Genomic DNA, 14,483 nt, shown 5'->3' on the forward strand with positions numbered 1-14,483 from the left:
TCCTTACGCCTGCGCCGGCAGTGGGAACACGGCGTTCACCTGGCCGGTACCGGAACTGGCGAATAGCTCGGTGATAAACTCCACCTTGCCGTCGTATTTATCCCAACCCAGCAGACCGAGCAGCATCACCGTGTCGTGCATGTTGCCTTCGCCGTAGCAGTAGTCGGCGTACTCCGGCAGCATGGTGCAGAACTCTTTGAATTTGCCTTCGCGCCACAGTTTCACCACGCGCTCATCCATCTGATGATCAAACTCGCGGGTATAGCTGTTCATCCCCTCTTCGGCGCGCTGGTCGTCGATAAAGCGATGCGACAGCGAACCGCTGGCCAGCACCGCCACGGTGCCGTCATATTTGTCGATGGCCTTGAGGATGGCCTCGCCCAGCTTGCGGCTGTCGGCAAAATCGTGAACGGTACAGAAGGCGGAAATGGATACCACTTTGAAATGCTTATCGCTATTCATGTAGCGCATCGGCACCAGGGTGCCGTACTCCAGCTTCAGGCTCGGAATATTGTGCGCTTTGGCGCGTACGCCAAGCTTGACGGCCTCGTCGGCAATCAGGTGGCCCAGCTCCGGGTTGCCGTCGTAGTCGTAGGTCATGTCGCGAATAAAATGCGGCAGTTCGTTACTGGTGTAGACGCCCTGAAAATGGTCGGCACAGTTGATGTGATAGGCGCTGTTGACCAGCCAGTGGGTATCGAACACGATGATGGTATCGACGCCCATTTCACGGCAGCGCTTGCCAATTTCTTTATGCCCGTCGATCGCGCCCTGACGGCAGCCGTGGTTTTTCCCCGGCAGCTCAGACAGATACATCGACGGCACGTGAGTGATTTTTGCTGCTAACGCTAACTTACCCATATCAGACTCCCCATTTCGGGATCGGATGGTCGCCCATCGAGATGCAGACGTTCTTCATTTCGGCGAACACTTCAAAGCTGTACTCGCCGCCTTCGCGGCCGGTGCCGGAGGCCTTCACGCCGCCGAACGGCTGACGCAGGTCGCGCACGTTCTGGGTGTTGACGAACACCATTCCGGCTTCAATACCGCGCGCCAGGCGCAGCACTTTGCTGACGTCCTGGGTCCAGATGTACGACGCCAGACCGTATTCTACATCGTTGGCCAGACGCAGCCCTTCCGCTTCGTCTTTGAACGGCAGCAGGCAGGCGACCGGGCCAAAAATCTCTTCCTGGGCGACGCGCATGCGGTTGTCGACATCCGCCAGTACCGTCGGGCGCAGGAAGTTGCCGGATTTCAGATGCGCCGGCAGGTCGGACGGTTTATCCGCGCCGCCGGCCAGCAGGGTGGCGCCCTCTTCGATGCCGAGGCGAATGTAGCCGGACACTTTCTCCCAGTGCTGTTTGCTAATCAGCGCGCCGACCTGGGTATTCGGATCGGTCGGATCGCCTACGCGCAGGCGGTTGGCGCGCTCGGCGAAACGCTTAACGAACTCCGGATAAATACTCTGCTGAATGAAAATACGCGAACCGGCGGTGCAGCGTTCGCCGTTGATCGAGAAGATAGTGAACAGCGCGGCGTCGAGCGCGCGCTCAATATCGGCGTCTTCAAAAATCAGCACCGGCGATTTTCCGCCGAGCTCCATGGAGTACTTTTTCAGGCCGGCGTTCTTCATGATGTTGCGCCCGGTGGCGGTGCCGCCGGTGAAGGAGACGGCGCGCACATCATGATGGCGTACCAGCGCGTCGCCAGCGGTGGCGCCATAGCCCTGCACCACGTTGAGCACGCCTGCCGGGATCCCGGCCTCCAGCGCCAGCTCGCCCAGACGATCGGCGGTCAGCGGCGACAGTTCGGACATTTTCAGCACCGCGGTATTGCCCAGCGCCAGGCATGGCGCCACCTTCCAGGTGGCGGTCATAAACGGCACGTTCCACGGCGACACCAGTGCGCAGACGCCAACCGGCTGCACGAGGGTGTAGTTAAGCATCTTGTCGTCGACCGGATAGGTCTTGCCGTTCATCTGCTGGCACACTTCGGCGAAAAATTCGAAGTTATGCGACGCCCGCGGGATCAGCACGTTTTTGGTCTGGTGGATCGGCAGGCCGGTATCGGCGGTTTCCATCGCTGCGATCTCCGGGACGTTCTGATCGATCAGATCCCCCAGGCGGCGCATCAGGCGCGCGCGCTCTTTCATCGGCAGGTTAGCCCACTTCGGGAAGGCCTCTTTCGCCGCCGCTACCGCCTGGTTGATTTCGGCTTCACCGCCGGAGGCGACTTCAGCCAGTACCTCGCCGGTGGCCGGGTTGGTGGTATGAAAATAGTCTGCGCCGGCAACGTTTTTACCGTTGATCCAATGGTTAATCTTTTTCATGACAGTGTCTCCTCATACGCTTGCTGGCTGATGATATGGTTGACCAGGCGGCCCACGCCCTCGACTTCAACGATCACCTCGTCGCCCGGCACCACATCGGATAGCCCTTTCGGCGTGCCGGTGGCGATCATGTCGCCCGGTTGCAGGGTCATAAATTCGCTTAAATAAGCGATGAGGAACGGGATGCTGAAGATCAGATCGGCGGTGGTGCCCTGCTGGCGCAGTTCGCCGTTGACCCAGGTGCGCAAGGCCAGATTATGCGGGGCCGGGATCGCCTCTTTGGCGACGATCCACGGGCCGATCGGCGTCAGGGTATCGCGGCTTTTCACCCGCAGGTTCGGGCGGTAGTAGTTTTCCAGATAGTCGCGGATCGCGTAGTCGTTGCACACGGTATAGCCAGCGACATAATCCATAGCCTCGGCTTCGCTGACGCGGCGCGCGGTTTTCCCGATCACCACCACCAGTTCGGCTTCGTAGTGCATGTATTCGACGTTATCCGGGCGTACCGACTGCTGCTGGTGGCCAAGAAAAGTGTTCGGCGCTTTGATGAATACCAAAGGCTCGGTTGGCGGTTTAAACTCCAGCTCGCTGGCGTGATCGGCGTAATTCAGCCCCAGCGCGAACAGCGTGCCGTCGGCGGGCGGCAGCCAGCGGAATTCACCTTCTTTCAATACCGTGCCATCGGGCAGGCGCACCTGGTCGCGTTCATCGACCAGCACGTCACGTACCTGTCCTTGCCATTCAATGCGTGCCTGTTTCATGCCAGCTCTCCTTCTGCGACAACCGGGTTTTCGAGCGCCGGGAAACCGTCGGCGAGAATACGTACGCGGTCGCCGGGGCGCAGCGTAACGCGAGAGTGGGGCGTGCCGATAAGGATCGCGTCGCCGGGATTGAGGGTGGCGAACTCGCTCAAGGCGCTAAGCAGCTGCGCGGCGTTACGCTGCAGATCGCCGGTATGCCAGCTATCTGCTTCGCGGCCGTTGATTTCGGTGATGATGGTCAGGTCATCAACATTGCGCACCGCCGACAGCGCGCCGATGGGGCAGAAGCCATCGCGGCATTTGGCTTTTATCGCCGGGCGATAAAAACTCTCTTCCGGAAGGCTAACGTCGTTAGCCAGCGCGTAGCCGGCGATATAGTTCGCCGCCTCTTCCGTCGCCACTTTACGTGCGGTTTTGCCGACAATCAGCGCCACCGTCGCGCCGCTTTGTACGGTCTCGCCCTGCGGATGGGGAATGGCTTCGCCATCGCCAATCACGGTATTACGGGGTTTGATGAACCAGACCGCGGTTTTCGGCGGCGTCTTGTAGGGGGCCTGTTGAAACGCTTCGCGCCAGGCGTCGAGCTGGCTGCGATGATTGAGCGCAACGGCGAAGATGGTACCTTTCATTCACCACTCCTCTGGTACTGATTTTGGATTCAAAGGGATTTCATTAATATGTTAATGATCATCTTTTATTCTTTGCGCGCCGGTTTGGCAAATAGAAGTGAATGTTTTGTGATCGGATTAACACAATATTTACATGTTTTTTATTTATATCTTCTATATCAATTACATATATTTATTTTTGATAGCGGCTGGTACTTTTCAGGTGCAGAAACCGGTTGTACATGGCAGGATTATGGCTAATTATTAAATTGTTAATAAGTTTTGGTGAGCGTTGTTGAGGGGATACCATGCATGATTCATTAACCATTGCGCTGCTGCAGGCGCGAGAAGCGGCGATGGGCCATTTCCGGCCGATCGTTAAACGCCACAACCTGACCGAACAGCAGTGGCGTATTGTGCGTATCCTTGCGGAAAACCCATCGATGGATTTTCACGACCTGGCCTGGCGCGCCTGCATTTTGCGCCCCAGCCTGACCGGGATTCTGACGCGCATGGAGCGCGACGGTTTAGTGCTGCGCTTAAAACCGGTCAACGATCAGCGCAAGCTCTACCTGTCGCTGACGCCCGCAGGGCTGGCGCTGTATGAGAGCGCCCAGGCGCAGGTGGAAGAGGCCTACCGGCAGATAGAAGCGCAGTTTACGGCGGAGAAGATGCGCCAGTTGACCACGCTGCTGGAGGAGTTTATTGCGCTTGGCGTCCCTGCCGCGCGCGGTGATGAAGAAGAGTAGCGGTTAAGGCTCGGCGCTCGGCCGGGCGAGGGCAATAAGCGTTTCCGCGCGGGCGGGGGCCAGCGGTTCTCTTGGCTGCGGTAGCGGCCAGCCGTACAACCAGCGGGCGCTGGCGGCGCAGGTGCGCCCCTGACAGGCGCCCATTCCGCAGCGCAGGCTAAGTTTGGCCTGCGGCCAGCCTCCGGCGGCGTCAACGTCGCCGCAGCGTACATCTTCGCATCGGCACAGCAGGCTTTCCGGCGTCGCGGCGTTTTTCAAGAACTCCCTCAGCCGGAAGGTACGGTTGATTGCTTCGGCGAAGCGCTGCCAGCGGGCGCGGCGGGCAAAAATCGCCTGCGCTTGATGGCTGGCCCCGGCGGCGGCAAAACCGGCGATTTCGCCCTCCGCCAGCGCCAGTTCGCTGCCGCCGAAACCGGTGCACTCGCCGGCGGCGTAGATATCCGCGATGCTGGTCTGCTGCCAGCGGTTAACCTGTATCGCCTCCTGCGCCGTGGCGCAGCCGAACAGCAGCGCCGTCTCGATATTGGGTATCAGCCCGTAGCCGATAGCCAGCCGATCGCAGGCGATAGTCCGCTCGACGCCGCGCTGGCGTAACGTAATCGCTTCCAGCCGCGTTGTGCCGTGAGCGCGGATCGCCTGCGCGTTGCTGAGATAGCCTTTCGGGGCCAGCGTCGCTAACTGGCGCAGTTTCTGCGGCCAGCGCCACAGCCCGCTGGCGAAGCGTAGCAGCGCCGGGAGCGGCGCTTGCTCAATGATATTCGTTACTTCGCCTCCGGCCTTGTTCACCGTATCCGCCACCGCCAGCAGTAGCGGACCGCTGCCGGCAATCACCACTTTTTCTCCCTTCAGTGACAGGCCCTGTTTGATTTGCGCCTGCAGGCCGCCCGCGCCGGTCACGCCGGGTAAGGTCCAGCCGGGAAAGGGCAGCGACAGCTCGCGCGCGCCGCAGCAGAGGATCAGTTTCTGCCAGTGAACCACGCCGCCGCCGTCGGCGGTTTCAAACAGCACGCTGTGCTCGGAGGGGCGGGCAATCAGCCGCGCGCCGTTCACCACCAGGATGGCGGCAGATGCGGCGATGGCGTGGCGGTAGCGCCGGGCCAGGTCGGGTAGCGTCGCCTGCGGACCGGCACGCCAGATTTGCCCGCCAGGGGCGGGGTTATCGTCGAGGATGATGACCTGTTTATCGCAGGCGGCGGCGGAGAGCGCGGCCGCCATCCCTGCGGGGCCGGCGCCGAGGATTAAAATGTCACAGCGCAGCGTTTGCATAGCGGCTCCTTTCTATTTGCATACCGGCCCGGCACAAGGTCTGGCAGGCCAGCACCCGTAGGCCATCGACGGCTATCCGGCACTCCTGGCAGACGCCCATACCGCAAAATGGCGCGCGGAGCTCGCCGTTAACCGCCTGGCGGGTGGTAGGATCGCCAGTCAACGCCAGCGCCGCCGCCACGCTGATCCCTTCCGGCACCGTCAGAGGCTGGCCATCGACGGTGATGTTGAGAGTGGCATTCATGCAATCGCCTCCTGTTGAGACAAACGAGCCGGGAGCCAGGCGTCGGGAGCCAATGGGCAGCGTTCATCGAGGATCTGCGCCGCCAGCAGTTCTGCCGTGCCTGGGGCGGTGGTGACGCCCAGCCCTTCATGGCCCAGCGCTAACCATACGCCACGGCGGGTGGGGTGTGGGCCGATCAGCGGATTACCATCCTGCGAGGCGGCGCGCAGGCCGCTCCAGCAGCGGATGATATTCAATGTCGCCAGCGCTGGTACGAAATGGCGGGCGCGATCGAGCATCTGCGCCAGCAAGGGCAGATCCAACTCGCGCTCGCGGTTATCAAACTGACGCGAAGAGCCAATCAGCAGCTGGCCGGTGGGCCGCGGCTGAAGGTTAAACGCCACCGAGGTGCCGCCGCCGTGGGCGCTGGCGCCGTAACCCAGTTCAACCAGCTGGTGCTGCACTAGCGGCCGGTAGCGATCGGTAATCGCCAGTTGGCCTTTTTTCGGTCTCAGCCAGTTTTCCGCTAACAGCGCGTTGGCTTCAAGTCCGCAGGCCACCACGATCGCCCGCGCCTGTAGCCGTTGGCCGCTGGCGAGCAGCACCTGCGGCTCTTCAATCGTCTGTGCGCTATCGCGCAGGCAGGTGAGATGGTCTCCGGCATCGGCTATCAGCCAGCGGGCGACGTTCGGCGCGTAGACGATACCATCGCCTGGCACCCATAGCCCGCCGGCCAGCCCGCCGCGAAGCAGCGGCTCGCGCCCGGCGATCTGCTGCGGGGTCTGGAGTTCGCTGTGGACCTGATAGCCGGCCAGCCGCCGCTGTTTGTCGTCAGCCACGGCCATCTCTTCTTCGCTTTCCGCCAGCCACAGCGTGCCGCAACCGCGCCAGGCGCAATTGTTGGGCATCCGCGGCGTGATAGCGCGCCAGCGTTCCAGCGACCACGCCGACAAGGTAAGCTCGGCGGGGTCGTCATCCATGCACACCAGATGGCCCATACCGGCCGCCGTGGCGCCGGGCTGACCGTTATCGATGAGCGTCACGCTCTGCCCCCGCTTCGCCAGCTGCCACGCGCAGGCGGCGCCGATGATCCCGGCGCCGATCACGATGACATCACACTGCTTCACGGCGCGATCCCCCAGCAGAAGGGATCGTCAGGGTTGAGGATCAATTGGTTATCGCCGCACACCCAGGCTTCGCCGCGGATCGTTGGGATGATGCCTTCAGCGGTACGCTGGTAGCAGGCGGTAAACTGGCTGCCGATGATGCTGGCCTGACGCCAAATTTCCCCCGGCTGCAGCTTGCCATCCTGCGCCAGACAGGCCAGCTTGGCGCTGGTGCCGGTACCGCATGGCGAGCGATCCCAGGCCTTTCCCGGACAGAGCACGAAGCTGCGGCTGTCGGCGGTATCGTCATCGGCGAAGAGTTCGATATGGTCGATAACGCCGCCGTCGTCGCCGCGGATCCCCGCCGTCTCCAATCCCTCGCGCACCGCCCAGGCGTAGTCGGTGAGCTGTGGAATATGTTCGGGGGTAATGGCGAATGGATGGTCGTTAATCAGGAAAAACCAGTTACCGCCCCAGGCAATATCGCCGATGACGGGACCCAGCGCGGTCTCAACGCGGATCTGTTTTTTCCAGCGGCGGGCCGGGACGTTTTGCACCGATACGCTGCCATCGTCGTGCAACGTGGCGCTTACGTCGCCGACCGGCGTTTCAATCAGATGTACGCCGGGTTGGAGACGTCCAAGCCAGGCCAGCGAGGCGATAAGCCCGATGGTGCCGTGGCCGCACATATTCAGAAAACCGGCGTTGTTGAAGAAAATCACGCCAGCGGTAGCCGCTGCCGAGACCGGTTTGCACAGCAGCGCGCCGACCAGTACGTCATTGCCGCGCGGTTCGAGAATGGCCGCCTGACGCCAATGGTCGAAGTCGCGGGCGAAGCGGTCGCGGCGTTCCGCCATGCTACCGCCGCCGAGATCGGGGAAGCCGTCAACGATCAGGCGGGTCGGTTCGCCGCCGGTGTGTGAATCAATAGCTCTCAGCGTAATAGGGGGGCGTGGCGCGGTCATCAGGCTCTCCGAAAGTTAACAACATGTTTCATCATGCTGGCGCAACCTTTCCCGACCTGCTTGAGCGCTTTCGTCAGAGAAAATGACGAAATCTGCATAGTACTGAGCGCGGTATATTTCTATTCCACATAGTTATTTCTTATTAATCATTTGCTTAATGCTGTGGTAAACCGAAAGTGACCATTGCGCCAGTGGCTAAATCAGGGGAAGGCGTAAAGCGGATCCAGGATCGCAAATCCAGCGCTTGCTGCTTGTGGTGTTAACGGAAAGTGAATAAATATCCTTCGGTCACTTACCATGAGGAGGCCTTATGATCGGTGTTTCTGATGCGGCGCCGCCGCGCGCGGTTAACCAACCTGAGCTGGCCGTCGATGAGCTAAGCCAGATCTGCGAAGGGCTGGCGCGCCAGCGGCCGGAAAATATGCCGGCGCTGCTGAATGCGCTGGCGCTGATTGCGCCCCTGCTCAATGCTATTCCTAATGTGGTCTTTTTTATCAAAGATAGCCAAGCGCGTTATCTGCTGGCGAACCTGACGCTGGCCCGCCGCTGTGGTTTCAAAAGCGTCTCCTCGCTGCTGGGCAAAACCTCCGCCGATGTCTTTCCTTCCGCGCTGGGCCAGGGTTACACCGAGCAGGATCTTCGGGTGTTGCGGGAAGGCGTGACCCTGCGCGATCAGCTGGAAATGCATCTCTACAATGGCCGCGAGCGCGGCTGGTGCCTGACGCAGAAATTGGCGCTACGCGATATCAGCGGCCAGGTGATCGGCATGGCCGGGATCTCGCACGATCTGCAGGAGGCCCACGCCCGCCATCCGGCGTGGCAGCGGCTGGCGATCGTCGACGATCATATTCGCCGCCACTATCACCGGCCGATCGCCATGGAAGAGTTAACCGCCTTAAGCGGAATGTCGATTGCGCAGATCGAACGCTACTGCAAGCGGATCTTTCATCTCACCCCGCGGCAGATGATCCACAAAGTGCGGCTGGAAAAAGCCACCGAACTGCTGGCCGGCGATACGCCGATTACCGATATCGCCTTGCAGTGCGGGTATACCGATCACAGCGCATTCAGCCGCCAGTTCAAGGCCATGACCGGCTCGACGCCGCGTGATTTTCGCCTCACGCTGCTCGGATAAACGCTGGCTCACACTTTTGTCGACTGTGCTAATTTCGTCATCGTATTGAGGGAAAACCGACAAGCCGCCGGTTCCGCGACACGTCAATCTGTCAGTGAATATTCACCATTCATTCACTTTGACTTAACAAAACGACGACAAGGAACCGAGCATGAGCAAAAAAGCGATTCACTGGAGTGGCGTATTCCCGGCGGTCAGCACGCAGTTTCGTAGCGATTACTCCCTCGATTTAGACGCTACTCACGCGGTGATGAAAAACCTGGTTAAAGACGGCGTTTCCGGGCTGGTGGTGTGCGGCAGCGTAGGTGAAAACACCTCGCTGAGCACCGATGAAAAACTGCAGATTATCGAGGTGGCGAAGGATGCCGCCGGCGGAAAAATTCCGGTCATCGCCGGGGTGGCCGAGTTCACCACCGCCTTTGCCCAGAAAATGGCGAAAGAGGCGGAGCGCGTCGGCGTTGACGGGATCATGGTGATGCCGGCGCTGGTCTACTCCTCAAAACCGCATGAAACCGCGGCCCACTTCCGCAGCGTGGCGAGCGCTACCGACCTGCCGATTATGGTCTACAACAACCCGCCGATTTACAAAAACGACGTGACGCCGGACATTCTCGCCACCCTGACCGACTGCGACAATATCGTCTGCTTTAAAGACTCCTCCGGCGATACCCGCCGCTTTATCGACCTGCGTAACACCGTTGGCGACCGCTTTGTGCTGTTTGCCGGGCTGGATGACGTGGTGGTGGAAAGCATCGCCGTCGGTGCGGAAGGCTGGATCTCCGGGATGTCCAACGCCTTCCCGCGCGAAGGGGAAACGCTGTTCCGCCTGGCGCGCCAGCAGCGTTACGAAGAGGCGATGGCGCTGTACCGCTGGTTCATGCCGCTGCTGCATCTCGATGCGCGTCCGGATCTGGTGCAGTGCATCAAGCTGTGTGAAGAGTTGCTGGGTCGCGGTAGCGCCATCACCCGTCCGCCGCGTCTGGCGCTGGAAGGCGAAACGCGCCAGCAGGTGGTGGCGATCGTTGAACAGGCGCTGGCGACTCGTCCGACGCTGCCGGATGTCGGCCTCTGAGCTCAGGAGTCAATATGAATGCATCTCAGACCACGGCGGGACGGCAGTTTATTGCCGGACGCCGTATTGCCAGCGGTGAGGCGACGCTATTGAGCCTGCGGGCGGTGGACGGCGAAGCCACCGGCCACCGCTTTTATCCGGCTTCACGCGAGGAAGCCGCTCAGGCCGCAGAAGCCGCGCAGCAGGCCTTTGCCGTCTATTCACAAACCACGCCGCAGCAGCGGGCGCGCTTTCTCAACGCCATTGCTGATGAACTGGATGCGCTGGGCGAGGCGTTTTTTGCTATCGCCGGGCAGGAGACCGCGCTGCCACTGGCGCGGCTGCAGGGAGAACGGGCGCGCACCAGCGGCCAGCTGCGGATGTTTGCTGGCGTGATCCAGCGCGGCGATACCTTCGCCGCCCGTATTGATACCGCCTTAGCCGATCGCCAGCCGCTGCCGCGCCCGGATCTGCGCCAGTATCAGCAGGCGTTAGGACCGGTGGCGGTGTTCGGCGCCAGCAACTTTCCGTTGGCCTTTTCCACCGCCGGCGGCGATACCGCTTCGGCGCTGGCGGCTGGCTGCCCGGTGGTGGTGAAGGCCCATCCGGGCCATATGGCCACCGCCGAGCTGACTGCTGAAGCGATCGTCCGGGCGGTAGTGCGGTGCGGTTTACCCGGCGGCGTATTCAATATGATTTTCGGGACCGATATCGGCGCCGAATTAGTCCGCCATCCGGCGATTCAGGCCGTTGGCTTTACCGGTTCTCTGGCTGGTGGTAAGGCGCTGTATCAGCTGGCGCAGCAGCGCCCGCAGCCAATCCCGCTGTTTGCTGAAATGTCGGCGATTAACCCATTGATTATTCTGCCACAGGCGCTGCAGACGCGGGCAGAGGCGCTGGCGAACGAGCTGGTGGCGTCATTCACCCTCGGCGGCGGCCAGTTCTGTACCCGTCCGGGGCTGATTCTGGCGCTGCGCGGCGCCGGGCTGGAACGCTTTAAGTCGGCGCTGTGTGCGGCGGTAGCGGGCTCTTCGCCGCAGGTGTTGCTCAATGCGCCGACCCTTCAGCACTACCGCCAGGGCGTGGCGGCGCTTGCGGCGCACCCGCGTATCGAGAAGCTGGCGAGCGGCATCGCCGCCGGCGCCGGGCAGGCGCAAACCCTGCTGTGGCAGGCTCAGGTCGAGGATCTGCTGGCGCAGGATACGCTGCTGCAGACCGAAGTTTTCGGCCCGCTATCGCTACTGGTGGAAGTGGACGACGTGGCCCAACTGCAGGCGGTGGTGAAAGCGCTGCAGGGGCAGCTCACCGCGACGCTGCATGCTGAGGCGGATGATGGCCCGCTGGCGGCGAGCCTGCTACCGCTGCTTTGCGAAAAGGCCGGACGGGTGCTGTTTAACGGTTATCCCACCGGCGTGGAAGTGTGCGATGCGATGGTCCACGGCGGCCCGTGGCCGGCGACCACCGACGCCCGCGGGACTTCGGTCGGCAGCCGGGCGATTGAGCGCTTTCTGCGCCCGGTCTGTCTGCAGAACGCGCCAGCCGCCCTGTTACCGCCGGCGCTGCAGGATGCGAACCCTTTGAACCTGCTGCGCCTGGTCAACGGCCAGTGGACCCGGGAAGCGATTTCCTCCTCTCATTGACGCAAGGGCATCACCATGACCATTCACTCTACGCATAACAGTCAAACCCGCGTTGCAGAGTCGGGTAAGTTTAAAAAACAGTTGACCCTAACCGATCTCACCTTTATCGGCCTGGGGGCGATTTTCGGCTCCGGATGGTTATTCGCCGCCAGCCACGTCGCATCCATCGCCGGTCCGGCCGGGATCGCGTCGTGGGTGATCGGCGGCTTTGCGGTATTGCTACTGGGGATTGTGTACTGCGAGCTGGGGGCGGCGCTGCCGCGCGCCGGCGGCATTATTCGCTACCCGGTCTTTTCCCATGGTGAGCTGATGGGCTATCTGCTGGGATTCATCACCCTGATCGCGTTCTCCAGCCTGATTTCGATTGAAATCGTCGCCGCCCGGCAATATGCCGCGGCCTGGTTTCCGGCGTTGACCCAGCCGGGCTCCAGTTCGCCGACGCTGCTGGGGTGGGTGGTGCAGTTCCTGCTGCTCTGTTTCTTCTTTGCGCTGAACTACTACAGCGTCAAGACCTTCGCCCGATCGAACAACTTCATCAGCGTGCTCAAGTTTCTGGTGCCGCTGCTGGTGGTGGTGACGCTGTTCACCTTCTTTAAACCGGAGAATCTGCACGCTCAGGGTATTGCGCCATTTGGCATGTCCGGGGTGGAAGCGGCGATCAGCGCGGGCGGAATTATCTTCGCTTATCTGGGATTGACGCCGATTATCTCGGTAGCCAGCGAAGTACAAAAGCCGCAGCGGACTATCCCTATTGCGTTGATTTTATCAGTGGTGCTGTCGACGATTATCTACGTGCTGCTGCAGCTGGCGTTCCTTGGCAGTATCCCCACCGAGATGCTGAACGGCGGTTGGGCCGAGGTGAGCAAACAGTTCTCGCTACCGTATCGCGATATCGCTATTACCCTCGGCATGGGCTGGCTGGCCTTTATGGTGATAAGCGATGCGATCATCTCCCCGAGCGGCACCGGCAATATCTATATGAACGCGACGCCGCGGGTGATCTACGGCTGGGCGAAGGCGGGTACCTTCTTTAAAGCCTTTACCCATATTGATAAAGAGTCCGGTATTCCGCGCCCGGCGCTATGGCTGACTTTTGGACTGTCGATTTTCTGGACGCTGCCGTTCCCCTCCTGGGAACAGCTCATTAGCGTGGTGTCGGCTGCCCTGGTGCTGAGCTACGCCATCGCCCCGGTGACTGCCGCCGGGCTGCGCCGCAACGCGCCGGATCTACCGCGGCCGTTCCGCGTGCGCGCCTTCGGCATCATCGGCCCGATATCGTTTATGATCTCGGCGCTGATAGTCTACTGGTCCGGCTGGAATACGCTCTCGTGGCTGTTGGGGCTGCAAATCGTGATGTTTGTCGTCTACGTGATGTGCAAAGGTAAGGTGCCGGAACATACCGTGAGCCTGGCGCAGCAGGTGAAGTCTTCGCTGTGGCTGATCGTTTTTTATGCGTTGATTATCCTCTTTTCCTGGCTGGGCAGCTTCGGCGGGCTTAATGTTATCGGTCACCCCTGGGATACGGTGCTGGTGGCGGCGATGTCGTTGGGGATTTACTACTGGGGCGCGCGCAGCTGCCTGCCGCAGGCTAACTTTAGCGGAGACGAAGAAGAGTAAAGGAGAACAGTATGGAATCGGTAACTCTATCGTTACCTGAAGCTTATGATCTGGCGCTGGAGGTACTCAGCGCCAATGGATTTAGCGCCGACCATGCGGCGGCCATTGCACGTAATGTGGCCGCCGGAGAGCGCGACGGCTGCGCTTCCCACGGCCTGTGGCGGCTGTTGGGCATTGTCGATACCTTGCGTAAAGGTAAGGTATCGCCTGATACCGAGCCGCAAATCCACGACCAGGCGCCGGCGATTGTGCGGGCGGACGCCGGTGGCGCTTTTTCGCTGCTGGCCTACGAGCGCGCGCTGCCGTTATTGCTGGAGAAGGCGCGGCACAACGGCATTGCGGCGTTGGCGATTAATCGCTGCGTCCATTTTTCCGCGCTGTTTGCCGATATTGAGCCGTTGACCGAGGCAGGGCTGGTGGGGCTGGCCTGTACGCCAAGCCACGCCTGGGTAGCCCCGGCGGGCGGCACGCGTCCGCTGTTCGGCACCAACCCTATCGCTTTTGGCTGGCCGCGGCGGGATAAGCCGCCGTTTATTGTTGATATGGCGACCAGCGCCGCGGCGCGCGGCGAGATCCAACTGCATCAGCGCGCCGGTAAAGCGCTACCGCAAGGGTGGGGAATCGACAGTCAGGGACAGCCAACGACCGATGCCGCAGAGGTGCTGAACGGCGCGATGTTAACCTTTGGTGGACATAAGGGCTCGGCGCTGGCGGCAATGGTCGAGCTGCTGGCTGGGCCGCTTATCGGCGATATGACCAGCGCCGAATCGCTGGCGTGGGATAACGGCGCGGGCGGTCTCCCCTACGGCGGTGAGCTTATCCTGGCGCTGGATCCGCAGCGCTTTCTCGGCGCGCAGGCACCAGAGCAGCTGGCGCGCGCCGAAACGTTGTTCAATGCGATGCAGGATCAGGGGGCGCGGCTGCCGGGCGAGCGGCGTTTCGCCTGCCGCCAGCAGAGTGAGCGGCAGGGGGTCGCCATCAGCCGTTCATTGCATGATGAGATTTGCGCCTTGCGCCAGGGCGGGTAAGGCGC

Annotated in this window: 14 protein-coding genes; 6 read left to right on the forward strand and 8 right to left on the reverse strand. The window is 61.4% G+C overall.

Going from position 1 to position 14,483, the window contains the following annotated elements; all coding sequences use genetic code 11:
* Nucleotides 1-3: 3 nt before the first annotated feature.
* The 4 genes from hpaD to PGQ95_RS18415 are packed head-to-tail and all read right to left on the reverse strand — an operon-like array spanning nt 4 to nt 3,719.
* A complete protein-coding gene (hpaD, locus tag PGQ95_RS18400; protein ID WP_009485358.1) occupies nt 4-861 on the reverse strand; it encodes a 3,4-dihydroxyphenylacetate 2,3-dioxygenase in 858 nt (285 codons plus the stop codon).
* Between the two features lies 1 nt (nt 862).
* On the reverse strand, nt 863-2,329 hold the full coding sequence (gene hpaE, locus PGQ95_RS18405) for a 5-carboxymethyl-2-hydroxymuconate semialdehyde dehydrogenase (protein ID WP_009485357.1): 1,467 nt from the start codon (nt 2,327-2,329) through the stop codon (nt 863-865).
* The gene (locus PGQ95_RS18410; RefSeq protein ID WP_430918976.1) at nt 2,326-3,090 is read right to left on the reverse strand and encodes a fumarylacetoacetate hydrolase family protein; all 765 of its coding nucleotides are present in this window, start codon (nt 3,088-3,090) and stop codon (nt 2,326-2,328) included. Before PGQ95_RS18410 ends, hpaE begins: the two co-directional genes overlap by 4 nt.
* Nucleotides 3,087-3,719 carry a fumarylacetoacetate hydrolase family protein gene (locus PGQ95_RS18415; RefSeq protein WP_430918978.1) on the reverse strand — a complete coding sequence of 211 codons (633 nt, stop codon included), beginning with the start codon at nt 3,717-3,719 and terminating at the stop codon, nt 3,087-3,089. The genes PGQ95_RS18410 and PGQ95_RS18415 overlap by 4 nt, the downstream gene beginning before the upstream one ends.
* Nucleotides 3,720-4,006: 287 nt before the next feature.
* Here PGQ95_RS18415 and hpaR point away from each other — a divergent pair, with 287 nt between their 5' ends.
* Nucleotides 4,007-4,447 (forward strand): homoprotocatechuate degradation operon regulator HpaR, encoded by a 441-nt coding sequence (hpaR, locus tag PGQ95_RS18420; protein ID WP_045395485.1) that lies wholly within the window; start codon nt 4,007-4,009, stop codon nt 4,445-4,447.
* Between the two features lie 3 nt (nt 4,448-4,450).
* On the opposite strand, the gene PGQ95_RS18425 is transcribed toward hpaR, so the two are convergent.
* From PGQ95_RS18425 to PGQ95_RS18440, 4 genes are read right to left on the reverse strand one after another with little or no spacing between them, the layout of a single operon-like run.
* Nucleotides 4,451-5,713, reverse strand: a complete 1,263-nt coding sequence (locus PGQ95_RS18425; RefSeq protein WP_430918980.1) for an FAD-dependent oxidoreductase — start codon at nt 5,711-5,713, stop codon at nt 4,451-4,453.
* Nucleotides 5,694-5,957 carry a (2Fe-2S)-binding protein gene (locus tag PGQ95_RS18430; RefSeq protein WP_213317814.1) on the reverse strand — a complete coding sequence of 88 codons (264 nt, stop codon included), beginning with the start codon at nt 5,955-5,957 and terminating at the stop codon, nt 5,694-5,696. Before PGQ95_RS18430 ends, PGQ95_RS18425 begins: the two co-directional genes overlap by 20 nt.
* A complete protein-coding gene (locus PGQ95_RS18435; RefSeq protein ID WP_430918982.1) occupies nt 5,954-7,063 on the reverse strand; it encodes an NAD(P)/FAD-dependent oxidoreductase in 1,110 nt (369 codons plus the stop codon). Before PGQ95_RS18435 ends, PGQ95_RS18430 begins: the two co-directional genes overlap by 4 nt.
* Nucleotides 7,060-8,007: a 4-hydroxyproline epimerase gene (locus tag PGQ95_RS18440; RefSeq protein ID WP_430918984.1), complete on the reverse strand. Its 948-nt coding sequence runs from the start codon at nt 8,005-8,007 to the stop codon at nt 7,060-7,062. The genes PGQ95_RS18435 and PGQ95_RS18440 overlap by 4 nt, the downstream gene beginning before the upstream one ends.
* A 310-nt stretch (nt 8,008-8,317) precedes the next feature.
* On the opposite strand from PGQ95_RS18440, the gene PGQ95_RS18445 reads away from it, so the two are divergent.
* From PGQ95_RS18445 to PGQ95_RS18465, 5 genes are all read left to right on the forward strand, one after another.
* Nucleotides 8,318-9,142, forward strand: coding sequence for an AraC family transcriptional regulator (locus tag PGQ95_RS18445; RefSeq protein WP_087858240.1), 825 nt, complete (start codon nt 8,318-8,320; stop codon nt 9,140-9,142).
* Nucleotides 9,143-9,293: 151 nt separating this feature from the next.
* Nucleotides 9,294-10,214, forward strand: a complete 921-nt coding sequence (locus PGQ95_RS18450; protein ID WP_008807565.1) for a dihydrodipicolinate synthase family protein — start codon at nt 9,294-9,296, stop codon at nt 10,212-10,214.
* Between the two features lie 14 nt (nt 10,215-10,228).
* On the forward strand, nt 10,229-11,833 hold the full coding sequence (locus PGQ95_RS18455) for an aldehyde dehydrogenase (NADP(+)) (protein WP_430918986.1): 1,605 nt from the start codon (nt 10,229-10,231) through the stop codon (nt 11,831-11,833).
* Nucleotides 11,834-11,848: 15 nt separating this feature from the next.
* Nucleotides 11,849-13,450 carry an APC family permease gene (locus PGQ95_RS18460; RefSeq protein WP_316425146.1) on the forward strand — a complete coding sequence of 534 codons (1,602 nt, stop codon included), beginning with the start codon at nt 11,849-11,851 and terminating at the stop codon, nt 13,448-13,450.
* An 11-nt stretch (nt 13,451-13,461) separates the two neighbouring features.
* Entirely contained in the window at nt 13,462-14,478 is a 1,017-nt protein-coding gene (locus PGQ95_RS18465; protein ID WP_430918988.1) for an Ldh family oxidoreductase, read from the forward strand.
* Nucleotides 14,479-14,483 lie beyond the last annotated feature (5 nt).

The organism is Klebsiella sp. 141240, from assembly GCF_050600805.1.
Classification (GTDB): domain Bacteria; phylum Pseudomonadota; class Gammaproteobacteria; order Enterobacterales; family Enterobacteriaceae; genus Klebsiella; species Klebsiella aerogenes.